Origin of the sequence: Variovorax sp. LjRoot290, assembly GCF_964253985.1 — a bacterium.
Lineage (GTDB): Bacteria > Pseudomonadota > Gammaproteobacteria > Burkholderiales > Burkholderiaceae_C > Variovorax.
The window spans coordinates 4,519,174-4,544,102 of sequence record NZ_CAXURW020000001.1; the positions used below are offsets into that span (position 1 = coordinate 4,519,174).

A 24,929-nucleotide genomic window follows, 5' to 3' on the forward strand; every position below is an offset into this window, starting at 1 on the left:
CCACCTCGGCCGTGAACGCCATGGCTTCCGTCGCGGCCCCGCCACCCGAGCGTCGAAGCAACCCGCTGCGCCGGCTCGGCGGCTTCGGCCCCTCCGGCCTGCTCGGCCTCGCGGTACTGCTGTTCTGGCTGCTCGCAGCGCTGCTCGGCCCCTGGCTGCTCTCGCACAGCACGGCGGCCATGGGCACCTCGAACGTCTTCGCGCCGATCAGCGCGAAGCACTGGCTGGGCACCGACTACCTGGGCCGCGACATGCTGGCACTCATCATCGAGGGGGCGCGCTACACGATCGGCGTCGCGCTGTTTGCCACGCTGCTGGCCAGCGGCACCGGCACCACGCTGGCGCTGCTGGCCGCCGCCAGCGGCCGCTGGATCGACGCGGTGCTCAGCCGCGGCCTGGACACGCTGACCGCGATCCCGAGCAAGATGTTCGCGCTCATCATGGTGGCGGGCTTCGGCTCCTCGGTGCCGATGCTGGTCGTCACGGCGGGCATCATCTACGTGCCGGGCGCCTACCGCATGGCGCGCTCGCTGGCCGTCAACATCAATGCGCTCGACTACGTGACCGTGGCGCGCACGCGCGGCGAGGGCACGCTCTACATCATGCTGCGCGAGATCCTGCCCAACATCGTCGGCCCGATGCTGGCCGACCTGGGCCTGCGCTTCGTCTACGTCGTGCTGCTGCTGGCGAGCCTGAGCTTCCTCGGCCTGGGCATCCAGCCGCCGGCGGCCGACTGGGGCTCGCTGGTGCGCGAGAACATCGGCGCGCTGGCCATGGGCGGCGCCTCGGTGATCGTGCCGGCGCTGGCCATCGCGAGCCTCACCATCGCGGTCAACCTCGTCATCGACAACCTGCCGGGCCGCACCGCCCGCGAAAGAGGAGCACGCTGATGGGCGCACCACTCACCGTCCAGGGCTTGAGCATCTGCGCCGGCGCGAACACGCTGGTCGACAGCCTGAGCTTCTCCGTGCAGCCCGGCGAGGTGCTGGCGCTGATCGGCGAGTCGGGCTCCGGCAAGACCACCACCGCGCTGGCGCTGATGGGCTATGCGCGCCACGGCTGCCGCATCTCGGCCGGCCGGGTGCAGATCGGCGACACCGACGTGCTGGCGCTCGATGCGGCGCAGCAGCGCGCGCTGCGCGGGCGCACGGTCTCCTACATCGCGCAGAGCGCGGCCGCCTCCTTCAATCCCTCGCGCACGATCATGGACCAGGTGGTCGAGCCGACCGTCATCCACGGCCTGTGCAAGCGGGCCGAGGCGGAGGCGAAGGCGGTGCAGCTCTTCCGCGAGCTGGCGCTGCCCGATCCGGAAACCATCGGCTCGCGCTATCCGCACCAGGTCTCCGGCGGCCAGCTGCAGCGGCTGATGGCGGCGATGGCGCTGATCGGCGACCCCGAGCTCGTGATCCTCGACGAGCCGACCACCGCGCTCGACGTGACGACTCAGATCGAGGTGCTGCGCGCCTTCCGCCGCGTGGTGCGCGAGCGCCGCGCCACCGCGGTGTACGTGAGCCACGATCTCGCCGTGGTGGCGCAGATGGCGGACCACATCCTGGTGCTGCGCGACGGAAAAATGCGTGAGCTGAACGCGACCGGGCAGATCCTCTCGGCACCGGTGGACGACTACACGAAGTGCCTGCTGGCCGCCGCGCGGCCGGCAACGCGCGAATCGGGCAAGGCGGCGAACGACGACCCCGAGCTGCTGCTCCATGTGCAGCAGCTCTCGGCCGGCTACGGCCCGGTGGATGCGCAGGGGCGTCCGGCCATGCCGATCCTGCAGGACATCGACCTCAAGCTCCACCGCGGCCAGGCGATCGGCGTGATCGGCGAGTCGGGCTCGGGCAAAACCACGCTGGCGCGGGCCGTCGCCGGCCTCTTGAAGCCCAGCCATGGCAGCGTGCTGTTCCGCGGCCGCGAGCTCAAGCCGACGCTGCAGCAGCGCGACCGCGACGAGCTGCGCCGCATCCAGATCGTGTTCCAGATGGCCGACACCGCGCTCAATCCCTCGCAGACCATCGAGCGCATCCTGGCGCGCCCGCTCGAGTTCTACAAGGGCATGCGCGGCGAGCCGCTGAAACGCCGCATCCGCGAACTGCTGGAGCTCGTGCAGCTGCCGCACTCGGTGGCCGGGCGCCTGCCGGGCGGCCTCTCGGGCGGGCAGAAGCAGCGCGTCAACCTCGCACGCGCGCTCGCGGCCGAGCCGGACCTGATCCTCTGCGACGAGGTGACCTCCGCGCTCGACACGGTGGTCGCCGCGGCGGTGCTGGACCTGATGGCGGAGCTCCGGCGCGAGCTCGGCGTGTCCTACCTGTTCATCAGCCACGACCTGCACACGGTGCGCGCGGTGTGCGACGAGATCGTCGTGATGCAGCACGGCCGCAAGCTCGCGCAGGTGGCGCGCTGCGACTACGAGCGCGGGCCGCACCACCCCTACTACGAACTGCTGGCCCGTTCGGTGCCCGAGCTGCGCCAGGGCTGGCTGGACGACATGGACCGCAAGACGGCCCTCGCAACATGAAAGAGACAGACATGACACCCACATTCCGCATCGCACTGATCGCCGGCGACGGCATCGGCAAGGAAGTGATGCCCGAAGGCCTGCGCGTGGTGCAGGCCGCGGCGGAGCGCTTCGGCTTCGAGCTCGACTGCCGCACCATCGACTGGGCCAGCTGCGACTACTACGCCGCGCACGGCCAGATGATGCCGGACGACTGGAAGGAGCAACTGAAGGGCGTCGACGCGCTGTACTTCGGCGCCGTCGGCTGGCCCGCCACCGTGCCGGACCACGTCTCGCTGTGGGGGTCGCTTCTGAAGTTCCGCCGCGAATTCGACCAGTACATCAACCTGCGCCCGGTGCGCCTGTTCGAAGGCGTGCCCTGCCCGCTGGCCGGCCGCAAGCCCGGCGACATCGACTACCTCGTGGTGCGCGAGAACACCGAGGGCGAATACACCTCGCTCGGCGGCGTGATGTACGAGGGCACCGAGCGCGAGATCGTGATCCAGGAATCGGTCTTCTCGCGCCACGGCACCGACCGCGTGCTGAGGTACGCCTACGAGCTCGCCCAGGCGCGCAAGAGAAAGCACCTGACGGTGGCCACCAAGAGCAACGGCATCGCGATCAGCATGCCCTGGTGGGACGGCCGCGCCGACGCGATCGGCCGCGACTACCCCGAGGTGACGGTCGACAAGCAGCACATCGACATCCTGTCCGCGCGCTTCGTGCTGCAGCCCACGCGCTTCGACGTGGTGGTGGCGAGCAACCTGTTCGGCGACATCCTCTCCGACCTCGGCCCCGCGACCACCGGCACCATCGGCCTCGCGCCTTCGGCCAACCTCAACCCGGACCGCAGGTTCCCGTCGCTGTTCGAGCCGGTGCACGGCTCGGCGCCCGACATCTACGGCCAGAACATCGCCAACCCGATCGCGATGATCTGGTCGGGGGCGCTGATGCTGGACTTCCTCACCCAAGGGCAGGGCGCGGGCCGCGCCGCCCACGATGCGATCCTCGGCGCCATCGAGGCGGTGCTGCGCGAGGGCCCGCGCACGCGCGACCTCGGCGGCACTGCATCCACCACCGAACTCGGCATCGCGATTGCCGAGCGTGTGAGCGCAGCCTGAAACCCCCATGACAAACACCATGACACTGACCCTCGAACGCCAGGACCTGATGCCCGGCACCCACCTCATCGGCGCCGAATGGCGCGCGGCGAGCGACGAACGCCGCCTCGACGTCACCGACCCTGCCACCGGCGCCGTCTTCGCCAGCGTGCCCGACGGCACGGCCGCCGACGCACGCGCGGCCGTCGATGCCGCGCATGCCGCCTTCCCGGCCTGGCGCGCCGTGCCCGCCAAGCAGCGCGCCCGCATCCTCAAGCGCTGGAACGACCTGGTGATGGCGCACCAGGAGGACCTGGGCCGGCTGATCTCGCGCGAGCAGGGCAAGCCGCTGGCCGAGGGCCGGGGCGAGGTGGCCTATGCCGCCAGCTACATCGAGTGGTTTGCCGAGGAAGCCACGCGCGCCAATGGCGAGGTGATCCCCGCGCCGGTGCCGGGACGGCGCATGTTCGCGCTGAAGGAGCCGGTGGGCGTGGTCGCCACCATCACGCCGTGGAACTTCCCGGCCGCCATGATCGCGCGCAAGATCGCGCCGGCGCTCGCGGCCGGATGCACCGTGGTGTGCAAGCCGGCCGAGGACACGCCGCTGACATCGCTGGCCCTGGTCAAGCTGGCCCAGGAGGCCGGGGTGCCGGCGGGGGTCATCAACATCGTCACTGCCTCGCGCGAACGCACGCCCGAGGTGGTGGACGTGTGGCTGGACGATGCGCGCGTGCGCAAGATCAGCTTCACCGGCTCCACGCCGGTGGGCCAGCACCTGGCGCGCCGCTCGGCCGACACGCTGAAGAAGCTCTCGCTCGAGCTCGGCGGCAATGCGCCCTTCATCGTCTTCGAAGACGCCGACATCGATGCCGCCGTCGAAGGCCTGATGGCGGCCAAGTTCCGCAACGGCGGCCAGACCTGCGTCTGCCCGAACCGCGTGTTCGTGCAAGCCAAGGTGCATGACGCCTTCGTCGACAAGCTGGCCGCACGGGTCGGCGCACTCAAGGTCGGCCCGGCCACCGAGCCCGATTCGCAGATCGGCCCGATGATCAACGCGCGTGCGGTCGAGAAGATCGAGCGCCATGTGCGCGATGCCGTCGAGAAGGGCGCGCGCGTCGTCGTCGGCGGCAAGCGGCTGCGCTCGGCGCGCTGCGACGGCCCCAACTATTTCGCCCCCACCGTGCTGGTGAACGCCGACGCATCCATGGAATGCAGCTGCGAAGAGACCTTCGGACCGGTGGTGCCGGTCACGCGCTTCGACAGCGAAGCCGAGGTGATCGCCGCCGCCAACGACACGCCCTTCGGGCTCGCGGCCTACTTCTACTCGACCGACGTGCGCCGCATCTGGCGCGTGGCCGAGGCGCTGGAATCAGGCATCGTCGGCATCAACGAAGGCGCCCTGGCGGCAGAGGCCGCGCCCTTCGGCGGCGTGAAGGAGTCCGGCTACGGCCGCGAGGGCTCGGTGCACGGGCTGGACGACTACATGCACATCAAGTACCTGTGCCAGGGGCAGCTCTAGCGAAAGACCTTTCTGCACGTAGTCCGATGCAGGCCGCGCGAACCGGAAAGGCCGGAAGCGCGGAATATCCTCGTTCATCATGGACGTGCGTGAAAGCTTCACCCACGCGGTGGGCCATACACCGCTCATCAGGTTGCGCAAGGCCTCCGAGCTGACCGGCTGCGAGATCCTCGGCAAGGCCGAGTTCATGAATCCCGGCGGATCGGTGAAGGATCGCGCGGCGCTCTATATCGTGCTCGATGCCGAGGCGCGCGGCGACCTGCAGCCGGGCGGCGTGATCGTCGAGGGCACGGCCGGCAACACCGGCATCGGCCTCGCGCTGGTGGGCAACGCGCGCGGCTACCGCACGGTGATCGTGATCCCGCAGACACAGAGCCAGGAAAAGAAGGATGCGCTTCGCCTGTACGGCGCCGAGCTGCGCGAGGTGCCCGCGGTGCCCTACAGCGATCCGAACAACTACGTGCACGTGGCCGAACGCCTCGCCGCCGAGCTCGCGCGCAGCGAGCCCCGTGGCGTGCTCTATGCGAACCAGTGGGACAACCTGTCCAACCGCGACGGCCACTTCCGCTCGACCGGCCCCGAGATCTGGCAGCAGACGGACGGCCGTATCGACGGCTTCATCTGCTCCATCGGCACCGGCGGCACGCTGGCCGGCGTCGGCCAGTACCTGAAGGAACGCAAGCCGGGTGTGGTGATCGCCGCCGCCGATCCGATGGGCGCGGCGATGTACCACTACATCAAGCACGGCGAATTGCGCAGCACCGGCAGCTCGATCACCGAAGGCATCGGCCAGAACCGCATCACGGGCAACCTGGAAGGCACCTCGTTCGACGACGCCTACCAGATCGAGGACCAGGAGGCGCTGCCCGTGCTGTTCGACCTGCTGCGCGAGGAAGGCCTGTGCCTGGGCGGTTCCAGCGGCATCAACGTGGCCGGCGCGATCCGCCTGGCACGCGAGCTCGGGCCGGGGCACACGATCGTGACGATCCTGGCCGACTCCGGTTCGCGCTACCAGTCGAAGCTGTACAACCCGGCCTTCCTGCGCGAGAAGAATCTTCCGGTTCCGGCCTGGCTTGCGTGAGCCGGGGCCTATCGCGGCGCGAGCACCAGCTTGCCCAGCGACTCGCCGGCATCGAGCATGCGATGCACTTTTTGAACCTCGCCCATCGGGAACACGCGAGTCGGCGGAGCCCGCACCGCCCCCTGGCTCATGAGCCCGATGGCCTTGTCCATCAGCGCGCGCCGCTGCTGCCGGTCGGCGTCGAAGGTGTGGATGGAGAAGGTCCTGACCGCCAGGCTCTTGCTCAACAGCGAGCGCAGTTCCATGAACACATCGCGCGCCGGCGGCCCGCCCGCGATGTTGTAGGAGATCGCGGTGCCCAGCGGCGCCAGCGAGCGGATGCAGGCGATCAGCAGCTCGCCGCCCACGTGGTCGAAAGCCAAGTCCACGCCACGCCCCTCGGTCCGCTCGAAGACGCGATCGGGCAGCCCTGCCGGATCGCCGTCGACGATGGCGCTGGCGCCGTGCGCCAGCGCATGCGCCCGCTTCTCGGGCGTGGAGGCGGTGCCGATCACGGTCATGCCGTGGTGCGCCGCGAGTTGAACGAGCGCGGTGGCCACGCCGCCGGCCGCGCCCGGCACGAGGATCGAGCGCACCGGCAGGCCGCCGTTGCAGGCCAATAGCATCGCCTGCGCCAGTTGCACATTGCCGAGGCTGACCGCGTCCTGGAACGCGATGCTGTCCGGCAGGACGAAAGGCGCTTCCTCGGGCACGCAGATGAACTCCGCATAGCAGCCGCCGCGCTGCGGCAGCTCGCGCGAACTGACCAGCACGCGCTGGCCGACCTGCAGCGTCGTCACGCCGGGGCCCAGCGCCTCGACGGTACCGGCCATCTCGTTGCCGGGAATGGCCGGCAGCGGCGGCATCCACTTGTAGGTGCCGTTGCGGATCAGCACGTCGGGTCCGCCGGCGCCGATCGCCTCGGCGCGGACTCTCACCTCGCCGGGCTTGCACACCGGCATCGGCAGCTCGACCAGTTCCAGCGCCTCCGGACCGCCGGGGTTTCTGACTTGCACGGCGCGCATGAGGCTTTGCATCTCAGCGTTGGCCGTCGTGCACGGTCACGGTTTCCTTGCTCAGGCCGCCCAGCCGGGCATGCACCCGGCCACCCGTGCCCATCACCAGCGCGAACAGGATCTCGTTGGGCCGCGGCGCATCCTGGATGCCGACTTCCATGCTGTTGTAGTGGCTGCGCACATAGGCCGCGTGGATGTAGTGCAGCGGCACCATCAGCCGGTAGCCGGTGGCGGCCACCGCCTTGGCCGAGGGCACGATCGCCTTCGGCTCGCCCAGCACCGAGCGCATGGCCCAGCCACCCGCCTCATGCCACACGGCGCCATGCTCCAGCTCGCCGTTGACACCCACGATGGCGGCCTTGCTGTAGACCTCCACCTTGTCGCGGCCCAGCACCTCGACCAGCTCCGTCGCCAGCGAAGTCCCCAGCGTGCGGAGCTCGGCCATGAAGGGCATCAGGTCGGGCTCATAGCGCCCGGCGTAGGGGTTGCGGATCACCGCGCAGGCCGCGGCCAGTTTCAGCGGCTCGTCGACCGGCGGGCCGCCCTCGTGATGGATGGTCTCGATGGTGAGACTGCGCTTGCGGATTTCGATCAGGGACATACGAACCTCACTGCTTGGGAATCTGTGCTTCGTTGACGACGGCGGTCCATTTCTTGAGTTCGGAACTCACCATCGCCGTCATTTCTTCCGGCGTGCTTGCGCGCGCCTCGCCGCCCATGTCTTCCAGGCGCGCGCGAACGCCCGGGACCTGCAGCGCCTTGAGGGTCTCGGCGCGCAGGCGCTCGACCACCGGGCGCGGCGTGCCGGCGGGCGCCATGAAGCCGGCCCACGAGCGCACGTCGTAGCCGGCGACGCCCTGCTCCGCCGCCGTGGGCAGCTCCGGCATCGCGGCCCAGCGCTGCGCACCGGTGGTCGCCAGCGCCCTCAGCTTGCCGGCTTTGATATTGGCCATCACGGCCGTCGGCGGCGCGACGATGAGCGGCACTTCACCGCCGAGCAGCGCGGTCACCGAGGCGGCGTCGCCGCGGTAGGGCACGTGCAGCAGCTCGACCTTCGCGCTCTTGACCAGCAGCTCCCCCGCCAGGTGGTGCGTCGAGCCGATGCCGGCAGAGCCGTACGACAGGCTGCGCGCGTCGGCACGCGCGGCGGCGAGCAGCTCCGTGAGGCTGCGATACGGCGAATCGGCGCGCACCACCAGCAGGAAGGGAAAGTAGGTGATGGTGGAGATCATCTGGAAATCGGACACGGTCTGGTAGCCCAGCTTGCCGTAGAGTGCCCCCGCCACCGCATGTCCGCCGGTGGCCAGCAGCAGCGTGTAGCCATCGGGCTTGGCGCGCGCGACGGTGGCCGCCGCGATGGTGCCGCCGGCCCCTGTCTGCGCGTCCACGACGAAGGGCTGGCCCAGGCCCTTGCTCATCTCCGTGCTGACCACGCGGGCGATGGTGTCGGCATTGCCGCCGGCTGCGAAGCCCTGGACGATCTTGATCGGCCGATCCGGGAAGTCCTGCGAGTGAACCGTGAAAGGTGCCGCGCAGGCCAAGGCAAGGCCCGCGCCGACCAGCTGTCTGCGCCGCATGGGTGTGTCTCCGTCTTGTTGTGGGGTCGCTGCCGTGCTTGGCGGTAGCAGTGGTCGGACGCCGCGCGTCAGTCTTGGTCGACGATCGGGTTGCGCAGCACGCCGATGCCCTCGATCTCGACCTCGCAGACGTCGCCGGCCTTCATGAAGCGCGGCGGCTTCTTGCTCCAGCCGACGCCGGCCGGCGTGCCGGTCGCGATCACGTCGCCGGGCGTGAGGGTGAAGATCGTCGAGGCGTAGTTGATCAGCCTCGGGATGCTGAAGATCATGTGCCCCGTGTGGCTGGACTGCACCACCTCGCCGTTGAGCCGCGTCTCGAGCTTGAGCTGGCGGCCGGGCTCGATCTCGTCCGCGGTCACCATCCAGGGGCCGAAGCCGCCGGTGGATTCGAAGTTCTTGCCCGAGGCGATCTGCTTGGCGTGGAACTGCCATTCGCGAACGCTGCCGTCGTTGTAGCAGGCATAGCCGGCCACATGGTCGAAGGCGTCCGCTTCGGCGATGTCGCGCCCACCCTTGCCGATGATGACCGCGAGCTCGCCTTCCCAATCGAGCGACTCCGACACCCGCGGCCGCACGATGGGCTCGTTGTGCGCGCACTGCGATCGCCACACGCGCAGGAAGATGGGCGGCTGCTCGGAGAGTTCGCGCTGCATGCCCGCGGCCAGCACCTCTTGGTGATGGTCCATGTAGTTGCGCACGGCGCAGATGATCTTCTCGGAGCGCGGGATCACCGGCAGGAAGCGGATGTCGGCCAGCTTCGCGGCCGGGGCCAGGCCCTCGACATGCTGCGAGGCCTGCGTGTATTCGCCCGAGGCGATGTAGTCGGCGAGGCTCGCATGCTGCGGCATCGCCCGGCCCAGGTCGACGACGCTGTCGCCGACGACGGCGCCCCAGGTTTCGCGGCCTTGCAGAACAAAGGACAAAAGCTTCATAGGAACTCCAAGAAGAAGAGAGGAAAAAAAGAGAGGTGGAACGGCGCGCTCAGGCCGCGGCCGGCGCCTTCGCCTGGAACTGCGCCTGCCATTGCGCCAGCGGCATGAAGCTGGGGTCGCGGCGGCAGATCGCTTCGGTCTCGCTCATCAGCGTCTCGTCGTCCTTGGACAGGTCCAGCGGATCGCCATGCGGCTGCGAGACGTAGAACGGCGTGTCGATGTAGATCTCGACCGTGTTGCCTTCGGGATCGAGCATGTACACCGACAGCGCATTGCCGTGGTTGAGGCCGCGGATCTGGGTCGCGCCCCGCGCTTCGGCACGCGCAGAGATGTCGCGCAGATGCTGGATGCTCGGCACCACGAAGGAGATCTGCATCACGGTGCTGAAGGTCGCTTCCGCGGGGCGGCCGGAGGCGAGCACCAGCTGGTGGTGCTGGTCGGGGCTGGCACTGGTGAAGACCAGCTCGTTCTTGAACGTCCTGCCTACGCCGCGATCCGTGATCGTGAGCTCGAAGGTCTCGGTATAGAAGGCCACCATCCGTTCCAGGTCGGTAACGAAGATGCCGAAATGCGAGGGCGTGGGCCGGCTGACCTTGAGCATCCTAGGCCTCGGCTTCCGCCGCCTTCAGGGCGGCCTGCACGTTGCGTTGCGTGCTGAGGATGTGTTCCTCCAGCATCGCGCAGGCGGTGTCGGCGTCGCGCCGCAGGGTCGCGTCCATGATCTTGCGGTGCTCGTTCGACTTGCGGCGCGCCGTCTTGCGAAAGCGCGCGGAGAAGCGCCTGTAGCGCTCGGCCTGGTCGAACAGGCTGGCGCTCCAGCTGAGCTGGCGCTCCGAGGGGCAGGCGGCGACCAGCGCGAGATGGAAGGCGCGGTGCAGCTCGCTCCATGCGTCGTCGAGCACCACCGGGCCATCGCCGAGGCGCGACTCCACCTTCTCCAGGCGGTGGAAGGCGGCCAGGATGCTGGCTTCCCACGCATCGTCGCCGTGCGCGATCGCTTCGCGCAGCGCCGGCACGTCCAGCATCACGCGCATGCGGGTGATGTCGGCCAGGTCCTCGGCGGATATCGCCGCGACGCGGAAGCCCCGGCGCTCGTCGGCGCGCACCAGGCCCTCCTGCGCGAGGCGGCTGAGCGCTTCGCGCAAGGGGCTGCTCGAGAAGCCGTAGACGGTCTGCAGCTCGTCGAGCTTGAGCTTGGCGCCCGCGGCGAAGGTTCCCGTAAGCACGTCCTGGCGCAAGCGCCCGAAGGCCTGTTCGACGAGGGTGGGGGTGTAGTCCATGGATTCGTTTTTGTGCATGGCGGCGATGTTATGCATAGATCACTCCTTGCGCCGCGTGCCGATCAGCACGAAGAGCATCGTCGCCGGCCGGTCGCCGGGATTGCGCCACGCATGCCGGTTGCCGTGCTGCACGACCACGTCGTGCCGGCGCAGCGGCACCTGCACGCCGTCGTCGAGTTCCAGCGTGATCTCGCCTTCCAGCACCACGTCGTAGTCGATGCTGTCGGTGGTGTGCATGCCGGGATGCTCGGGCTCGAAGGTTTCGGCCAGGCCCGGCACGCGCGCCGCGAACTCGGCGCCGAAGGCCGCCGCATCGAAGTCCGCGCGCATCATGACCGCGTCGGGCGGAAAGGTGACGAACATCAGCCGCGTCCCGCCCTCCGCAGGAACGAAGCCGACCTGCGGACTGCGATCGGCGGCAACGCCCAGGCCCACCGTGTCGCCCGCCTCGGTGGACCACAGCAGTGCCGCCGCAAAGCCTGGAACCGAATCGAACTCGAAGCTGCGCGGCGCCGCCGCGTCCGAGAACAGCTGGGACTTGCCGCCGGCGCCGGTGCCGGCCACTACGCGTCTGATCTTCATGGTGCGCCGCCGTTCAGGGGTTGATGACGAAGTTGCTGAAGCCGCCGTTGCGCGTCGCGATGCCCGAGATCGCCTCGTTGATGCGGTCCAGCGGATAGCAGACATGCTCGAACACCGAGAGGTCGAGCGTTCCGGCTTCGGCCATGTCGGCCATGTCCTGGCCTTCGCCGGCCGTGAACCAGGCCGAACCCTCGATGCTCTGCTGCTCGTCCATCATGGTGTGCAGGTCCATGCCCACCATGCCCGCGATGGCACCGATGTTGAAGGCGCGACCGCCCCGCTTGAGCGCGCGAATGCCCTGCTGCAGGGTCTCGTGTGGCGCGCCCGGGCCCAGCGCGTCGATGAAGGTGTCCACGCCCAGGCCGTCGGTGCGCGCCTTGGCCCACGTGTCGATGGCCTCGCCGTCGGCGTTCGAGAAGACCTCGATGCGGTCCGGCGCCAGCGCCTTCACGCGCTCGAGCAGTTCCTTGTTGCGGCCGGTGCCGAGGATGCGCGTGGCGCCCATCGCCAGGCCGAACAGCGCGCCGCCGATGCCCAGCGTGCCGCTGATGCCGTTGATCAGCACGCTGCGGCCGGGCCCCACCTTCGCCTTGCGCATCGCCGAGTACATGGTGCCCAGGTAGCCGAAGCGCGCGGCCTGGTTGAAGCTCACGTTGTCGGGCAGCTTCACCAGCGCGTACTGGGGCGCGATCATGTACTCGCACAGGCCGCCATAGGGATAGTTCTTGTAGAGCTTGAGCGAGTTCTGCGAAAAGCCGAAGTAGCCGCTGAAGGCGTAGTGCGTGCAGTTGATCAGGTCGCCGTTGCGGCAGGCGCGGCAGCCGCCGCAGTACAGGCTCGGGTTCACGTACACGCGGTCGCCCGGCTTCCAGGTATGGACGTGGGAGCCGACGGCCGTCACCTCGCCGGCAGGATCCAGCCCGAACACGGCGGGCAGCGGCGGCAGCGGCAGCTCGGGGAACCAGGTGGTCCAGTTCGCCAGGATGTTGCCCAAGTTCGGCACGATGCCGCAGGCATGCACCCTCACCTGCACGTCGTTGGCGGCGGGCTGTGGAATGGGCAGTTGCTCGATCTCCATCGGTGCGCCGACCTTGTGAAGTCGGGCGGCTTTCATCATCGACATTGGCGTCTCCTTGTTGAATGCACAAATCTGGTTTTGTGCATTTTTCTGCGTCGCGATGACGAATGCCATCCGGGAGAACCCTCGGTGCATAATATCTATTTTTATGCACAATTTTGTCTTCCTGCATTTGGAGACAACGAGTGAATCAATCCTTCGGCGAGCCCGTCGATGTCGCCGTCATCGGCTTCGGCCCGGTCGGCGCATCGCTGGCCGCGCTGCTCGGCCGGCGTGGCCGGCGCGTGGCCGTCTTCGACAAGTCCGATCAGATCTATCCGCTGCCGCGCGCCTTCGCGCTGGACCACGAGGCGCTGCGCACCTTCCAGGAGATCGGCATCGCGGGCGCGCTGGCGCCCCACATGACGCCCTATCGCCCCACGATTTATCAGGGCGCGGATGGCAAGCCGATCCAGCATTTCGACATGGGCCCCTCGCCCTACCCCTTGGCCTGGGCGCCTTCGTACACCTTCAACCAGCCGGCGCTCGAAGCCTCCTTGCGCCGCGCCGTGGGCGAGATGCCGTCGGTGTCGGTCCACCTGGGCCATGAAGTCACGTCGGTGCAGGAAGAAGGCGGGTACGCGATGCTGTCCGCGCGGGCGCCGGACGGCACGCCGGCACAGCTGCGGGCGCGCTACGTGGTCGCCTGCGACGGCGGCACCAGCCCCATGCGCAAGCAGCTCGGCCTCGGCCTGAAGAGCCTGGAGTTCGACGAGCCCTGGATCGTGGTCGACATGCACGTCAACGAGGACACGCTCGATCGCCTGCCGGCCACCAACATCCAGTACTGCGACCCGGCTCGCCCCTGCACCTACGTGGTGGGGCCGGGCACGCACCGGCGCTGGGAATTCCTGCTGCTGCCGCACGAGGCGGGGCAGCGCGAGATGCCGCACGACGCGATCTGGACCCTGCTCTCGCCCTGGCTCGCGCCGCACGAGGCGCGCATCTGGCGGGCCGCGACCTACCGCTTCCACGCGGTCGTCCTCGAGCAGTGGCGGCAGGGACGCGTGCTGCTGGCCGGCGACGCGGCGCACCAGATGCCGCCCTTCCTGGCGCAGGGCATGTGCCAAGGCCTGCGCGACGCCGTCAACCTGGCGTGGAAGCTCGACTGGGTGCTGCAGGGCGATGCGCCTGACACGCTGCTGGACAGCTACGGCACGGAGCGCGGCCCGCAGGTCGAGGAAACCACCCGGACGGTCAAGCGCCTGGGCCAGATCATCTGCGAGCGCGACGCCGAACGCGCCGCCCAGCGCGATCGCGGCCTGCGCGAGCAGCAAGGCGGCCAGGTCAGGATGCAGTTGCGCCAGAGCCTTCTGCCCGGCGTGCGCCACGGCCTGATCGACGGCGAACACGGCGCCGCAGGCACGCCTTTCCCTCAGGCGGTGGGACGGCTCGGCCCGCAGGGCGCCGCGCAGATGATGGACGACCTGCTGCCCCGCGGCTTCCTGCTGTTCCTGCGCGATGCGCCTTCCCACGAACAGTTCGACCGCCTGGCCGCCGGTCTCCGGGCCCTGCATGCGAAAGCGGTCTGCCTGTGCGATGCCGACGATGTCGAGGGCCTGGTTGGCCTCGCAGAGGCCGATGGCGTCATCGCGCGTTGGTTCGAAACGCAGGACTGCGGCGCGGCGCTCGTGCGCCCGGACCACATCGTCTACGGCGTCGCCGCCGATCTCGACGGCGCGCAGGCGCTGCTCGAACGCGCCCGCATCGCGCTAGCAATCGCTTCGACCGCCACCCACGCCTTGATGCTGGATTGACCATGACCCAGAACCCACTCACGCCCTCCGATACCGCGTCGCTGCTGCTGGATCTCGAAACCCAGCGCTGCGAGGCGATGAAGCGAGCCGACTTCGCACGGCTGCGCGAGATCCTTCATCCTGGACTCACGCACGTCCACGCCAAGGGCCAGACCGACAGCTACGAAAGCTATTTCCGCGCCGGCGGCACGCACGTCGACTACCGGCAGATCGACCGGTCGGAGCTCAAGGTCCAGGTGCTGGGCAGCACCGCCCTGATGACGGGCCGCCAACTGCTGGTCGCTGTGCGCAAGGATGGCAGCGGTACCGTGCGCATCGACTCGCGCGTGATGCAGGTCTGGGTCCAGGAGGACGGCCAGTGGCGGCAGCTGGCATTCCAGACCACGCCGCTCGAGATGAGCATCACACAAGAAACGTGATCGCCGTCGGCCGCCCTATCGCGCTTCCTTGGGCCGGCTGAGCCAGTCCGCGAAGGTGGTCTTGCCGAGGCGCGGGCTCTTGCCCGGGGTGAGCGATCGATCGTCCAGCGCCGTGCCGAAGTAGAGCGCGGCGGGATCGGTGACCACCTTGCGAGCGTCTCCGGTGGCGCTCAGGAACTGGCCGACGAATTTGTCCAGGCCCAACGGCGCAGGCCCGGCGATCTCGAGCATGCCGTTGATCGGCGCTTCGAGCGCAACCTCCGACAGCGCCTCTGCAACGTCCTCCGCCGCCATGGGCTGCACGAGCGCCGGCGAGAGCCGGACCGTCTCTCCTTCGGCGCTCGTGTGGGCGATGCTTCCGGCGAACTCGAAGAACTGCGTCGCACGCACGATGGTGTAGGGGACAGGCGACGCCTTGATCAGGTTCTCTTGCGCCATCTTGGCGCGGAAGTAGCCGCTTTCAAGCAGCCGTTCGGTGCCCACGACCGACAGCGCAACGTGGTGGCCGACGCCGGCCGCCTCTTCCGCAGCAAGGAGGTTGCGGCCCGAGGTCTCGAAGAAGTTCAGGACCGCGGCGTCCTCGAACGAGGGCGAGTTCGCCACATCCACGACAACTTGCGCGCCTGCCAGGGCCTGGGCCAAGCCCTCTCCGGTCAGGGTATTGACGCCTTCCGAGGGCGAGGCGGCGACTGCCTCGTGGCCTCGCTCGCGCAGCTTTTTCACCAGCTTTGTTCCGATGAGCCCGCTGCCGCCGATGACTGCGATTTTCATGATGAAGTCCTTTCCGTTCATCTTGTCTGTCAACCCACTGGACGGTCGCCCCATGCGGCCGTCCATGTTTATAAGACGTCTCGCAGCGCGGGTTTGTGACACTCGCAGTCGTATGCGTTCTTCATGCGGGCAGATCGTAGGCGCCTCGGCGCCGCGCGCGCAGGCTTAGGGCGCGAGCCGGATATTGGCGTCCTTGATGATCTTGGCGTAGATGGCGGCATCCGTGCGCACGAGCTTCTGGAACTCTTCCGGCTTGCCACCGCCCACCTGCAGGCCCAGCGCCTCGATCTTGGCCGTGACCTCCGGCAGGCGCAGGATGCGGTCGATCTCGTCCGAGAGCTTGTGCACCACCGGCGCCGGCGTCGCGGCCGGCAGGAACACGCCGAACCAGCCGTAGGGATCGAAGGAGTGGTAGCCCAGCTCGGCGAAGGTGGGCACCTCCGGCAGCCCGGGCATGCGCTGCGTGCCGGTCACTGCCAGCGGGCGCATGGATTTGAGGTGCGGCCGGGCGCTGGCGCTGTCGATGAAGGCCGAGGCCAGCTGGCCGCCGACCAGGTTGGTCGCCAGCGGTGCGGCGCCCTGGAAGGGCACGTGCACCAGGTCGATGCCGGCCTGCATGTTCAGGAGCGCACCCTGGATATGCGAGGAGGTGCCGGCGCCGTAGCTGCCGAAGTTGTACTTGCCGGGGCTGGCCTTCACCATCGCGATGAAGTCCTTCAGGTTCTTGGCGGGCGAGTCCAGCGGCACGGCCAGCATGCTCGGGCTGCGCGCGATCATGGTGACGGGCGCCAGGTCCTTCAGCGGATCGTAGGGGAGCTTCTCCATCAGCATCGGCTGCTGGATCAGCGCGGTGATGGCGATGAGCAGGGTGTGGCCGTCGGCCGGCGCCTTGGCGACAAAAGCGTTGCCGATGGTGCCGCCGGCGCCGGGCCGGTTCTCCACCAGCGTGGGCTGTCCCCATGCTTCCTGCAGCTTCTGCCCGATGGTGCGCGCCAGCGTGTCGGTGGCGCCGCCGGCGGGGTACGGCACGATCAGCTTCAGCGGCTGGCTCGGATAGGCCGTTTGCGCCACGGCCGGCGCGGCCAGCAGCGCGGCCAGGCCGGCGGCAATGCAGAGTCTTCGCATCTTCGATGTCTTCATGGTCTTGTCTCCTCGGGTGGGTGGGGAAAAACTCAACGCATCGCTTCGCGCACCAGGTTGCGGGCGATGACGATCTGCTGGATCTGCGTCGTGCCTTCGTACAGGCGGAACAGGCGCACATCGCGGTAGAAGCGCTCGATGCCGTAGTCGGCGATGTAGCCGGCGCCGCCGAAGATCTGCACCGCGCGGTCCGCGACGCGGCCGCACATCTCGGAGGCGAACAGCTTGCAGCAGGAGGCCTCGGTCGAGACGTTGCGGCCCTCGTCGCGCCGGCGCGCCGCATCGATCACCATGCAGCGCGCGGCGTAAATCTCGGCCTGGCTGTCGGCCAGCATCGCCTGCACCAACTGGAACTCGGCAATGGGCTGGCCGAACTGCTTGCGCTCGATGGCGTAGTTCAGCGCGTCGCGCAGCATGCGCTCGGCCACGCCGACGCAGATGGCGGCGATGTGGATGCGGCCCTTCTCCAGCACCTTCATCGCGGTCTTGAAGCCCTGGCCTTCGCGGCCGCCGATCAGCTGCCCGGCAGGCACCTTGCAGTTCTCGAAGATGACGTCGGCCGTGTGGGCGCCGCGCTGGCCCATCTTGCGGTCCTTGCGGCCGATGCTGATGCCCGGTGTGTTCGCCTCCACGATGAAGGCCGAGACGCCGCCCGCGCCCTTGTCTTGCGGATCGGTGCGCGCCATCAGCGTGAAGATGCCGGCATGCGGCGCGTTGGTGATGAAGCGCTTGGTGCCGTTGACGATGTAGTGGTCGCCCTCGCGGATGGCCGTGGTGCGCAGCGAGGCCGCGTCGGAGCCGGCATCGGGCTCGGTCAGCGCGAAGGAGGCGATCAGCTCGCCGGTCGCGAGCAGCGGCAGGTACTTCTTCTTCTGCGCCTCGGTGCCGTCCAACAGAATGCCCTGCGAGCCGATGCCCACCGTGGTGCCGAAGAGCGAACGGAAGCAGGGCGAGGTCTGGCCCATGGCCAGCATCACCATCACCTCCTCTTCCATCGTCACGCCGAGGCCGCCGAACTCCTCGGGCACGGTCAGGCCGAACAGGCCGAGCGCCTTCATCTCGCGCACGATGTCGTCGGGGATCTCGTCGGTCTCGGCCACCTGCGCTTCGGCCGGCACCAGCCGTTCGCGCACGAAGCGCTCGACGGCGTCGAGCAGGGCTTGCAGGGTTTGCGGGTCGCGAATCATGGTCGGTTCCTCAGAGCGCTTCGGCCGTGCCGAGAACGGCGGTGGCCTGGCTGGACAACATGCCGCCGTTGCCATGGGCGATGGCGGTGTGCGCGTTCTTCACCTGGCGCTCGCCGCATTCGCCGCGCAGCTGCCGCACGGCTTCGATCAGCGCGAAGATGCCGTACATGCCGGGGTGCACGCAGGACAGGCCGCCGCCGTTGGTGTTGACCGGCAGGCGGCCGCCCGGCGCGATGGCGCCGCCGGCAACGAAGCGGCCGCCCTCGCCCTTGGGACAGAAGCCCAGGTCTTCCAGGAACAGCAGCGTGTTGATGGTGAAGGCGTCGTAGAGCTGCACGACGTCGATGTTCTTGGGCGCGAGCCCCGCCATCGCGAAGGCCTCGCGGCCCGACTGGCTGGCCGCGGTGACGGTGAGATCCGCCATCGAGGAGATCTGCCGGTTCCACACCGCGGTCGCATTGCCCAGCACGTAGACCGGCTTCTTCGACAGGTCGCGCGCGCGCTCGGCGCTCACCAGCACGCAGGCGCCGCCGCCGTCGGTGACCAGGCAGCAGTCGCGCACGGTCAGCGGATCCGACACCATGCGGGCGCCCAGCACCTCCTCGCGCGTGAGCGGCTCGCGCATGAAGGCCTCGGGGTTGAGCCGGGCCCACGCACGCGCCGCCACGGCCACGTCGGCGAGCTGCTCGCGCGTGGTGCCGAACTCGTGCATGTGGCGCGAGGCGGCCAGCGCATAGGCCGACACCGGCAGCATCGGCTCGTAGGGATGCTCGTAGGGCTGCGGGTCGAGGAAGCGGCGTGCCGCCACGATCTCGCGCCGGCCGAAGGCGGCGCTGCGCTGGGCGCTGCCATAGCAGATGAGCACTGCGCTGCACTGGCCGGAGCGGATCGCCTGCATCGCAGGCAGCAGGTGCGCGATGAAGCTGCTGCCGCCCAGCATGGTGCCGTCGATGTAGCGCGGGTTGAGGCCGAGGTATTCGACCACCGGCAGGGCCCACATCGCGGCCGACGCGCTCGCGGTGCACAGGCCGTCGATATCGCTCATTGCGAGACCCGCATCCGCCACGGCCGCGCGTGCCGAGCGCGCCAGCAGTTCCATGTCGGTGAAGCCGGGCGTCTCGCCGCAGCCGAAGGTGGCGACGCCGGCGATCGCGGCGCTGCCGCGCAGGGCTTTGAGTCCGACGCTCATGCAGCGGCTCCTTCGACGACGTCGAACAGCACCAGCCCGCGGCCGTCCTTCACCTGCACCCGCGCCCTGACGCGCTGGCCGATGCGCACCGCTTCGGGCGCAAGGTTGTCCACGCGGCTCATGAGCCGCACGCCTTCGTCGAGATCGATCAGGCTGACGTTGAGGTCGCCTCCATCCGCGGGTTTGCGCCGCACGGTGGTGACGGCATGCACGGTGCCGAGGCCGCTGGGCATCTTCCATTCCAGCGCCGCGCTGCCGCAGTGCGGGCAGCTCGCGCGCGGGTAGTACACATGGCGGCTGCACTCGCTGCAGCGCTGCACGAGGAAGCGGCCGGCGTCCAGTTCGCCCTGGTGGAAGGCCTGCACGCTGCCGGCGCCTTCTTCGATGGTCGGTGTCGTCATGCGCGTCCTCAGATCGGGTCCCAGCTGAACACGTCGGCCGAACGCTCCAGCTCGTAGAAGCTCGCCTTCAGCGCCGGCAACGCCTGGCTGGCCACCGTCTGCGGGGTCCAGCCCTCGCTGCGGTGCACCGAGCGCACCGGCCGCGGCTGGCTCATGAGGAAGATCTCGTTGTTGCGAACGGCGAAGATCTGGCCGTTGACATCCTTGGCGGCGTCGCTGGCCAGGCAGACGGCCAGCGGCGCGATCTTGGCGGGCGTCATCTGCTTCAGGCGATCGACGCGCGCCTGCTCCTCGGGCGTCTCGGTCGGGATGGAGCCGATCATCCGGCTCCAGGCAAAGGGCGAGATGCAGTTGGAGCGCACATGGAACTTCTGCATGTCGAGCGCGATGGACTTCGACAGCGCGGCAATGCCGAGCTTCGCCGCGCTGTAGTTGGCCTGGCCGAAGTTGCCGACCAACCCGGAGGTGGAGGTCATGTGCACGTAGCAGCCGCTCTCCTGCTCCTTGAAGTGCGTGGCCGCAGCCCGGCTCACATAGAAGCTGCCGTACAGGTGCACCTTGATGACCGCATCCCACTCTTCCGCGCTCATCTTGTGGAAGAAGCGGTCGCGCAGGATGCCGGCGTTGTTGACGACGACATCGATGCGGCCGAAGGCCTCCACCGCCGTGCCGACGATGCGTGCCGCGGCGGCCGGCTCCGACACGCTGTCGGTGTTGGCCACCGCCTGGCCGCCGAAGGCCCTGATCTCGTTGACCACGGCTTGCGCCGGGCCCGCGTCCTGGCCCTCGCCGCCCACCGAGGCGCCGATGTCGTTGACCACCACCCGGGCGCCTTCGCGTGCCATGGCCAGCGCGATGTCGCGGCCGATGCCGCCGCCGGCACCGGTGACCACGACGACCTTGTTCTCCACCATCCTGTTCATGCGTTTCACTCCTTGTCCGTGCGCGCCGGCCACTGGAAGGCCGGCGGCTCCTTGTCGAAAAACCGCTGCAGGGCCTTACGATGCAGCGTGGTCTGGAAGCACAGCGCCTGGCCGTCGGCCTCGGCCTCGAAGGCGGCTTCCATGGCGCCCGCGTCGAGCGCGATGCGCTTGACCAGGCCCACGGCCAGCGGCGAGGCGCCGGCAAAGCTGTCCGCCAGGGCCAGCGCCCGCGGCAGCAGCGCGGCCTGCTCGTGCTGCTCCATGGCGATGCCGAGCGCCAGCGCCTCCCGCGCGTCCACCTCCCTGGCCGAGAGGAACAGCTCGCGGGCGCGCTGCGCGCCGACGATGCGCGGCAGCGTGTAGGTGGCGCCGCAGTCCGGGATGACCCCGACCCGCATGAAGACCATGCAGAAGCGGGCACGCGGCGTCACCAGCACGAAGTCCGCCGCCAGCGCCAGGCTGAAGCCGGCACCGTAGGCCGCACCGTCCACCGCGGCGATGACGGGGCGGTCCAGGGACAGCAGCTCGCGGAAGATCGCGTGCGCGCCGTGCATGCGGGCTCGCAAGCCGTCGCTTTCGAGCGCGCCGGCGGCGGCGATGCCGCGCAGGTCGCCGCCCGCGCAGAAGGCGCCGTTGGCGCCGGTGATCACCACGGCGCGGATGCCGCTGTCCGCCTTGACCCGCGCGATGGCGGCCGCCAGGCCCTCCTTCAGGTCGGGGGTGAGCGAGTTGCGGGTGGCGGCGTCGTCGAGGGTCACCACGGCCGTGGTGCCGCGGCGTTCGTAGCGAACGGGGTTGTCGCTCATTCGGATTCCTTCCTTGCCGCGGCGCGATGCTGCTGCTGCAGCTCGCGCCAGAGGATCTTGCCGGTGCCCGACTTGGGCAAGGCGTCCACGAATTCCACGAGACGGGGCGCCTTGTAGACCGCCATGCGGCCGCGTGCCCAATCGACGATGTCCTGCTCGGTCACCTCGCCGCGGAAGGCGGGCTTGAGCGAGACGATCGCCTTCACTGCCTCGCCCTGCCTGGCGTCGGGCACGCCGATGATGCAGGCCTCGTGGATCGCCGGGTGCTCGTACATCATGTTCTCCACCTCGGCCGGCCAGACCTTGTAGCCCGAGGTGTTGATCATCCGTTTGAGGCGGTCGCGCATGAAGAAGTAGCCTTCCTCGTCCATGTAGGCCAGGTCGCCGGTACGGAAGAAGCGCTTGCCCTCCAGCTCGAAGAAGGCTTCGCGGTCGGCCTGCGGGTTGCGCCAGTAGCCGACGGTGTTCTGCGGCGCGTGGGTGACCAGCTCGCCCAGCTCGCCCTGCGGAAGTTCCTTCAGCGTCTCCGGGTCCACGATGCGGGTGTCCACCCCCTGCGCCGGGATGCCCAGGCACTGGCGCTTGCCGCGCGCGAGCGGGTTGGCCTGCAGGAAGGAGGCCGTCTCGGTCAGGCCGTAGCCCTCGTTGTAGGTGATGCCGTGGCGCTGCTGCATCATCGTCGCCACCGCTTCCGGCATCGCCGCAGCGCCGCCGGAGAGCAGGGTCAGGCTGGAGATGTCGCGCTGCGCCACCTCGGGATTCGAGAAGAAGTCCAGGATCATCGCCGGCGGGGCCGTCCACGCGCTGACGCGGTGGCGCTCGATCAGCCGGGCGGCCAGGGCCGGATTCCAGCGTGGGAGCATCACCGAGGTGCCGCCCAGGAAGATCGGCATGTTCATGCCGTTCTGCAGGCCGAGCATGTGGAACAGCGGTGCGACCGCGAGCACCACCGTCTCGCAATGCAGGCCCTTCCAGACGTGCGAGGCGGCCAGCGAGGCGATCACCGTTCGGTGGGTGTGCATGCAGCCCTTGGGATGGCCGGTGGTGCCCGAGGTGTAGGGAAGGATGGCGAGGTCCGCGGGGCGCACACCCGGGTCGGCGCCATCGCCGGCGGCGGGCACGCAAGCCCAGCCTTCGCAATCCGGGCGCGAGATCGGACGCAGCGGAGCAAGCACCCAGTCCGGGATCTCGTCGGGGGTGTCCCCCACGGCCTCGGCGTACGCGTGCACGACAATCCGGTCGAACAAGCCCGGCTCGAAGTGCTCCAGCAGCTCCTGCGCCACGAACGCGATGCGCGCGCCGCTGTTCTCGGCGTAGTAGCGGACCTCCCGGGCCTTGCTCATGGGATTCACGGGCACCACGACGCCGCCCGCGCGCAGGATTGCGTAGCAGGCGACCACGAACTGCGGGCAGTTCTGGCTGGCCACCAGCACGCGGTCGCCGCGCTGCAGCTTGAGCGTGTCGCGCAGCCACGCTGCCATCGCAGCCACGCGCTGCTGGAGCTCGGCATAGCGGATGACGCTGCCGCAGTAGACGATCGCGGCCTTCTCCGGATACCGCCGCGCCGCGACCTCGAGGTACTCCGGCAGCGTCGCCTGCGGCACGACCAGCTCGCGCGCGACGCCCTTCGGCCAGAAGCGGAAGTGCGGACCTTCGCCCTGGGCCATCATTGCTTCTCCATGGCCCGGGCGATGATCTCCTTCATCACCTCGTTGGCGCCGCCATAGATGCGGCCGACGCGCACGTCGGCATAGAGCCGCGCGATAGCGTATTCGTTCATGAAGCCGTAGCCGCCGTGCAGCTGCAGGCATTCGTCGACGATGCGGCAGCAGGCGTCGGTGGTCCACCACTTGGCCATCGCTGCGGTCGGCACGTCCAAGTCGTTGCGCATCAAGCGGGCGATGCAGTCGTCGACGAAGGCGCGCGCCACCTGCGCCTGCGTCTCGCACTCGGCCAGCGTGAAGCGGGTGTTCTGCATCTTCAGCAGTGGTTCGCCGAACACCTGGCGGTCGCGCACGTATTCCAGCGTCTCGCCGATCGCGCGCTGCATGCTCGCCACCGCACCGACGGCGATCAGCATGCGCTCGCGCGGCAGCTGCGCCATCAGCTGCGGGAAGCCGCGGCCCTCCTCGGCGCCGAGCAGATTCTCGGCGGGCACGCGCACGTCGTCGAAGAAGAGCTCGGTGGTGTCCAGCGTCTTCTGGCCCATCTTGTCCAAGAGCGGCCCGCGGCGAAAGCCCGCCGTGCCTTCGGTCTCCACCATCAGCAGCGAGATGCCCTTGGCGCCACCCGCGGCATCCGTCTTCGCTGCGACGCAGACGAGGCCGGCATGCATGCCGTTGGTGATGAAGGTCTTGCTGCCGCTGATGCGCCAATGGTCGCCATCGCGCCGCGCCTGCGTCTTGATGCGCTGCAGGTCGGTGCCCGCGCCGGGCTCGGTCATCGCGATGGCGGCCACCAGTTCGCCGCTGGCCATGCGCGGCAGCCAGCGGCGCTTCTGTTCCTCGGTGCCGTAGGCCAGCAGGTAGTGGGCGACGATGCCGCTGTGCACGTTGTTGCTGAAGCTCTGCGCCATGGCGCGCATCTGCTCCTCGCAGATCACCGCCTCGTGCAGGAAGCTGCCACCGCCGCCGCCGTATTCCTCCGGGATGCTGGCGCACAGCAGCCCGGCGGCACCGGCCTTGGTCCAGATGTCGCGGTCGGCGTGGTGCTGCGCGCGCCAGCGTGTTTCGTTGGGAACGCATTCACGCTCGAAGAAGCGGCGCGCGCTGTCGCGCAGCATCTCCAGCTCCTCTGTCATCCACGGCCGGGTGGGGTTCATCACGGCCGGCCGCCTCCGCAAACCAGCACCTGCCCGCTGAGGTAGTTGGACTCCGGGATGCAGAACAGGTAGACCGCGCCGGCCGCTTCCTGCGGCGTGCCGCCGCGGCCCAGCGGGATCATGGCTTCCGCGTTCTTCAGGATCTGCGGATTGACGCCGACCTTGATCTGCCGGCCCTCGATGTCGATGCTGGCGCCGGCGCTGGCATCCGCTTCGGTCAGGCGGGTCTTGATCAGGCCGAAGGCGACGCTGTTGACGTTGACCTTGTAGCGGCCCCATTCCTTGGCCATGGCCTTGGTCAGGCCGTTGATGCCGGCCTTGGCGGCCGCGTAGTTGGCCTGTCCAGCGTTGCCGTAGACGCCGGAGGTGGAGGAAATGTTGACCACCTTGCGGAACACTTCGCGGCCTTCGTCGGCCTCGCGCTTGGCGGCATCGCGGATGAAGTTGGAGGCCGCGCGCAGGATGCGGAAGGGCGCGGTCAGGTGCACGGCGAGCATGGCTTCCCACTGCTCGTCGGTCATCTTCTGCACCACGTTGTCCCAGGTGTAGCCGGCGTTGTTGACGATGATGTCCAGGCCGCCGTAGCTGTCGACGGCGGTGCGCACGAAGCGGTCGGCAAAGCCGCTGTCCGTCACGCTGCCGGCGCAGGCGATTGCGCTGCCGCCCGCGGCCACGATGTCGGCGACGGTCTGCGCGGCCGGTTCGGCGTCGAGGTCGTTGATGACGACGCTGGCCCCTTCGCTCGCCAGCTTGAGCGCGATCTCGCGTCCGATGCCACGGCCGGAGCCGGAGACGATGGCGACTTTGCCTTCGAGTTTGCGGTTCATGTGTTGTC

Annotated in this window: 25 protein-coding genes; 7 read left to right on the forward strand and 18 right to left on the reverse strand. The window is 68.9% G+C overall.

Annotation, left to right across the window (positions count from 1 at the left end; all coding sequences use genetic code 11):
* Positions 1-20 precede the first annotated feature (20 nt).
* The 5 genes from ACSQ9A_RS22490 (at position 21) to ACSQ9A_RS22510 (ending at position 6,197) form a co-directional block, all read left to right on the forward strand.
* Positions 21-890, forward strand: coding sequence for an ABC transporter permease (locus ACSQ9A_RS22490; RefSeq protein ID WP_436306342.1), 870 nt, complete (start codon positions 21-23; stop codon positions 888-890).
* On the forward strand, positions 890-2,518 hold the full coding sequence (locus ACSQ9A_RS22495; RefSeq protein WP_436305239.1) for an ABC transporter ATP-binding protein: 1,629 nt from the start codon (positions 890-892) through the stop codon (positions 2,516-2,518). The genes ACSQ9A_RS22490 and ACSQ9A_RS22495 overlap by 1 nt, the downstream gene beginning before the upstream one ends.
* Positions 2,519-2,529: 11 nt before the next feature.
* A complete protein-coding gene (locus ACSQ9A_RS22500) occupies positions 2,530-3,618 on the forward strand; it encodes a tartrate dehydrogenase (RefSeq protein ID WP_436305240.1) in 1,089 nt (362 codons plus the stop codon).
* 19 nt (positions 3,619-3,637) lie between these two features.
* A complete protein-coding gene (locus ACSQ9A_RS22505; RefSeq protein WP_436305241.1) occupies positions 3,638-5,116 on the forward strand; it encodes an NAD-dependent succinate-semialdehyde dehydrogenase in 1,479 nt (492 codons plus the stop codon).
* 79 nt (positions 5,117-5,195) lie between these two features.
* The gene (locus ACSQ9A_RS22510) at positions 5,196-6,197 is read left to right on the forward strand and encodes a cysteine synthase A (RefSeq protein ID WP_436305242.1); all 1,002 of its coding nucleotides are present in this window, start codon (positions 5,196-5,198) and stop codon (positions 6,195-6,197) included.
* Between the two features lie 8 nt (positions 6,198-6,205).
* On the opposite strand, the gene ACSQ9A_RS22515 is transcribed toward ACSQ9A_RS22510, so the two are convergent.
* From ACSQ9A_RS22515 to ACSQ9A_RS22550, 8 genes are all read right to left on the reverse strand, one after another.
* Entirely contained in the window at positions 6,206-7,201 is a 996-nt protein-coding gene (locus tag ACSQ9A_RS22515) for a zinc-dependent alcohol dehydrogenase family protein (protein WP_436305243.1), read from the reverse strand.
* A 13-nt stretch (positions 7,202-7,214) separates the two neighbouring features.
* On the reverse strand, positions 7,215-7,793 hold the full coding sequence (locus ACSQ9A_RS22520) for an amino acid synthesis family protein (RefSeq protein WP_436293567.1): 579 nt from the start codon (positions 7,791-7,793) through the stop codon (positions 7,215-7,217).
* Positions 7,794-7,800: 7 nt separating this feature from the next.
* A complete protein-coding gene (locus ACSQ9A_RS22525; protein ID WP_436305244.1) occupies positions 7,801-8,769 on the reverse strand; it encodes a tripartite tricarboxylate transporter substrate binding protein in 969 nt (322 codons plus the stop codon).
* Positions 8,770-8,837: 68 nt separating this feature from the next.
* Positions 8,838-9,701: a fumarylacetoacetate hydrolase family protein gene (locus ACSQ9A_RS22530; protein ID WP_436305245.1), complete on the reverse strand. Its 864-nt coding sequence runs from the start codon at positions 9,699-9,701 to the stop codon at positions 8,838-8,840.
* 49 nt (positions 9,702-9,750) lie between these two features.
* On the reverse strand, positions 9,751-10,302 hold the full coding sequence (locus ACSQ9A_RS22535; protein WP_436305246.1) for a VOC family protein: 552 nt from the start codon (positions 10,300-10,302) through the stop codon (positions 9,751-9,753).
* Position 10,303: 1 nt separating this feature from the next.
* Complete coding sequence (locus ACSQ9A_RS22540; protein ID WP_436305247.1) at positions 10,304-11,017, reverse strand: GntR family transcriptional regulator; 714 nt, start codon at positions 11,015-11,017, stop codon at positions 10,304-10,306.
* A gap of 3 nt (positions 11,018-11,020) precedes the next feature.
* A complete protein-coding gene (locus ACSQ9A_RS22545) occupies positions 11,021-11,563 on the reverse strand; it encodes a cupin domain-containing protein (protein WP_436305248.1) in 543 nt (180 codons plus the stop codon).
* 13 nt (positions 11,564-11,576) lie between these two features.
* On the reverse strand, positions 11,577-12,686 hold the full coding sequence (locus ACSQ9A_RS22550; protein WP_436305249.1) for an alcohol dehydrogenase catalytic domain-containing protein: 1,110 nt from the start codon (positions 12,684-12,686) through the stop codon (positions 11,577-11,579).
* A gap of 140 nt (positions 12,687-12,826) precedes the next feature.
* Here ACSQ9A_RS22550 and ACSQ9A_RS22555 point away from each other — a divergent pair, with 140 nt between their 5' ends.
* Together ACSQ9A_RS22555 and ACSQ9A_RS22560 are read left to right on the forward strand one after the other, a co-directional pair.
* Positions 12,827-14,437 (forward strand): bifunctional 3-(3-hydroxy-phenyl)propionate/3-hydroxycinnamic acid hydroxylase, encoded by a 1,611-nt coding sequence (locus ACSQ9A_RS22555; RefSeq protein ID WP_436305250.1) that lies wholly within the window; start codon positions 12,827-12,829, stop codon positions 14,435-14,437.
* Positions 14,438-14,439: 2 nt separating this feature from the next.
* Entirely contained in the window at positions 14,440-14,856 is a 417-nt protein-coding gene (locus ACSQ9A_RS22560) for a nuclear transport factor 2 family protein (protein ID WP_436305251.1), read from the forward strand.
* 15 nt (positions 14,857-14,871) lie between these two features.
* On the opposite strand, the gene ACSQ9A_RS22565 is transcribed toward ACSQ9A_RS22560, so the two are convergent.
* The 10 genes from ACSQ9A_RS22565 to ACSQ9A_RS22610 form a co-directional block, all read right to left on the reverse strand.
* Positions 14,872-15,627, reverse strand: a complete 756-nt coding sequence (locus tag ACSQ9A_RS22565; RefSeq protein WP_436305252.1) for an SDR family oxidoreductase — start codon at positions 15,625-15,627, stop codon at positions 14,872-14,874.
* Positions 15,628-15,792: 165 nt separating this feature from the next.
* Positions 15,793-16,767, reverse strand: a complete 975-nt coding sequence (locus tag ACSQ9A_RS22570; RefSeq protein WP_436305253.1) for a Bug family tripartite tricarboxylate transporter substrate binding protein — start codon at positions 16,765-16,767, stop codon at positions 15,793-15,795.
* Positions 16,768-16,799: 32 nt separating this feature from the next.
* Complete coding sequence (locus ACSQ9A_RS22575) at positions 16,800-17,954, reverse strand: acyl-CoA dehydrogenase family protein (protein WP_436305255.1); 1,155 nt, start codon at positions 17,952-17,954, stop codon at positions 16,800-16,802.
* Positions 17,955-17,964: 10 nt separating this feature from the next.
* On the reverse strand, positions 17,965-19,143 hold the full coding sequence (locus ACSQ9A_RS22580) for a thiolase (protein ID WP_436305256.1): 1,179 nt from the start codon (positions 19,141-19,143) through the stop codon (positions 17,965-17,967).
* Positions 19,140-19,544: a Zn-ribbon domain-containing OB-fold protein gene (locus ACSQ9A_RS22585; RefSeq protein ID WP_436305257.1), complete on the reverse strand. Its 405-nt coding sequence runs from the start codon at positions 19,542-19,544 to the stop codon at positions 19,140-19,142. The genes ACSQ9A_RS22580 and ACSQ9A_RS22585 overlap by 4 nt, the downstream gene beginning before the upstream one ends.
* An 8-nt stretch (positions 19,545-19,552) precedes the next feature.
* The gene (locus tag ACSQ9A_RS22590; RefSeq protein WP_436306343.1) at positions 19,553-20,458 is read right to left on the reverse strand and encodes an SDR family NAD(P)-dependent oxidoreductase; all 906 of its coding nucleotides are present in this window, start codon (positions 20,456-20,458) and stop codon (positions 19,553-19,555) included.
* A 14-nt stretch (positions 20,459-20,472) separates the two neighbouring features.
* Positions 20,473-21,273: an enoyl-CoA hydratase/isomerase family protein gene (locus tag ACSQ9A_RS22595; protein WP_436305258.1), complete on the reverse strand. Its 801-nt coding sequence runs from the start codon at positions 21,271-21,273 to the stop codon at positions 20,473-20,475.
* On the reverse strand, positions 21,270-22,943 hold the full coding sequence (locus tag ACSQ9A_RS22600) for a long-chain-fatty-acid--CoA ligase (RefSeq protein ID WP_436305259.1): 1,674 nt from the start codon (positions 22,941-22,943) through the stop codon (positions 21,270-21,272). Before ACSQ9A_RS22600 ends, ACSQ9A_RS22595 begins: the two co-directional genes overlap by 4 nt.
* Complete coding sequence (locus ACSQ9A_RS22605) at positions 22,940-24,094, reverse strand: acyl-CoA dehydrogenase family protein (RefSeq protein WP_436306344.1); 1,155 nt, start codon at positions 24,092-24,094, stop codon at positions 22,940-22,942. Before ACSQ9A_RS22605 ends, ACSQ9A_RS22600 begins: the two co-directional genes overlap by 4 nt.
* A complete protein-coding gene (locus ACSQ9A_RS22610) occupies positions 24,094-24,921 on the reverse strand; it encodes an SDR family NAD(P)-dependent oxidoreductase (RefSeq protein WP_436293552.1) in 828 nt (275 codons plus the stop codon). The genes ACSQ9A_RS22605 and ACSQ9A_RS22610 overlap by 1 nt, the downstream gene beginning before the upstream one ends.
* Positions 24,922-24,929: the final 8 nt, after the last annotated feature.

Excerpts from the sequence above, each read along its gene's own strand:
- ACSQ9A_RS22520 (WP_436293567.1), bottom strand. The coding sequence starts at position 7,793 with ATGTCCCTGATCGAAATCCGCAAGCGCAGTCTCACCATCGAGACCATC.
- ACSQ9A_RS22585 (WP_436305257.1), bottom strand. The coding sequence starts at position 19,544 with ATGACGACACCGACCATCGAAGAAGGCGCCGGCAGCGTGCAGGCCTTC.
- ACSQ9A_RS22530 (WP_436305245.1), bottom strand. The coding sequence starts at position 9,701 with ATGAAGCTTTTGTCCTTTGTTCTGCAAGGCCGCGAAACCTGGGGCGCC.
- ACSQ9A_RS22570 (WP_436305253.1), bottom strand. The coding sequence starts at position 16,767 with ATGAAGACATCGAAGATGCGAAGACTCTGCATTGCCGCCGGCCTGGCC.
- ACSQ9A_RS22590 (WP_436306343.1), bottom strand. The coding sequence starts at position 20,458 with ATGGTGGAGAACAAGGTCGTCGTGGTCACCGGTGCCGGCGGCGGCATC.
- ACSQ9A_RS22540 (WP_436305247.1), bottom strand. The coding sequence starts at position 11,017 with ATGCATAACATCGCCGCCATGCACAAAAACGAATCCATGGACTACACC.
- ACSQ9A_RS22525 (WP_436305244.1), bottom strand. The coding sequence starts at position 8,769 with ATGCGGCGCAGACAGCTGGTCGGCGCGGGCCTTGCCTTGGCCTGCGCG.
- ACSQ9A_RS22610 (WP_436293552.1), bottom strand. The coding sequence starts at position 24,921 with ATGAACCGCAAACTCGAAGGCAAAGTCGCCATCGTCTCCGGCTCCGGC.
- ACSQ9A_RS22580 (WP_436305256.1), bottom strand. The coding sequence starts at position 19,143 with ATGAGCGTCGGACTCAAAGCCCTGCGCGGCAGCGCCGCGATCGCCGGC.
- ACSQ9A_RS22595 (WP_436305258.1), bottom strand. The coding sequence starts at position 21,273 with ATGAGCGACAACCCCGTTCGCTACGAACGCCGCGGCACCACGGCCGTG.
- ACSQ9A_RS22605 (WP_436306344.1), bottom strand. The coding sequence starts at position 24,094 with ATGAACCCCACCCGGCCGTGGATGACAGAGGAGCTGGAGATGCTGCGC.
- ACSQ9A_RS22505 (WP_436305241.1), top strand. The coding sequence starts at position 3,638 with ATGACACTGACCCTCGAACGCCAGGACCTGATGCCCGGCACCCACCTC.
- ACSQ9A_RS22565 (WP_436305252.1), bottom strand. The coding sequence starts at position 15,627 with ATGAAAATCGCAGTCATCGGCGGCAGCGGGCTCATCGGAACAAAGCTG.
- ACSQ9A_RS22600 (WP_436305259.1), bottom strand. The coding sequence starts at position 22,943 with ATGATGGCCCAGGGCGAAGGTCCGCACTTCCGCTTCTGGCCGAAGGGC.
- ACSQ9A_RS22575 (WP_436305255.1), bottom strand. The coding sequence starts at position 17,954 with ATGATTCGCGACCCGCAAACCCTGCAAGCCCTGCTCGACGCCGTCGAG.
- ACSQ9A_RS22495 (WP_436305239.1), top strand. The coding sequence starts at position 890 with ATGGGCGCACCACTCACCGTCCAGGGCTTGAGCATCTGCGCCGGCGCG.
- ACSQ9A_RS22535 (WP_436305246.1), bottom strand. The coding sequence starts at position 10,302 with ATGCTCAAGGTCAGCCGGCCCACGCCCTCGCATTTCGGCATCTTCGTT.
- ACSQ9A_RS22545 (WP_436305248.1), bottom strand. The coding sequence starts at position 11,563 with ATGAAGATCAGACGCGTAGTGGCCGGCACCGGCGCCGGCGGCAAGTCC.
- ACSQ9A_RS22490 (WP_436306342.1), top strand. The coding sequence starts at position 21 with ATGGCTTCCGTCGCGGCCCCGCCACCCGAGCGTCGAAGCAACCCGCTG.
- ACSQ9A_RS22515 (WP_436305243.1), bottom strand. The coding sequence starts at position 7,201 with ATGCGCGCCGTGCAAGTCAGAAACCCCGGCGGTCCGGAGGCGCTGGAA.
- ACSQ9A_RS22510 (WP_436305242.1), top strand. The coding sequence starts at position 5,196 with ATGGACGTGCGTGAAAGCTTCACCCACGCGGTGGGCCATACACCGCTC.
- ACSQ9A_RS22500 (WP_436305240.1), top strand. The coding sequence starts at position 2,530 with ATGACACCCACATTCCGCATCGCACTGATCGCCGGCGACGGCATCGGC.
- ACSQ9A_RS22550 (WP_436305249.1), bottom strand. The coding sequence starts at position 12,686 with ATGTCGATGATGAAAGCCGCCCGACTTCACAAGGTCGGCGCACCGATG.
- ACSQ9A_RS22560 (WP_436305251.1), top strand. The coding sequence starts at position 14,440 with ATGACCCAGAACCCACTCACGCCCTCCGATACCGCGTCGCTGCTGCTG.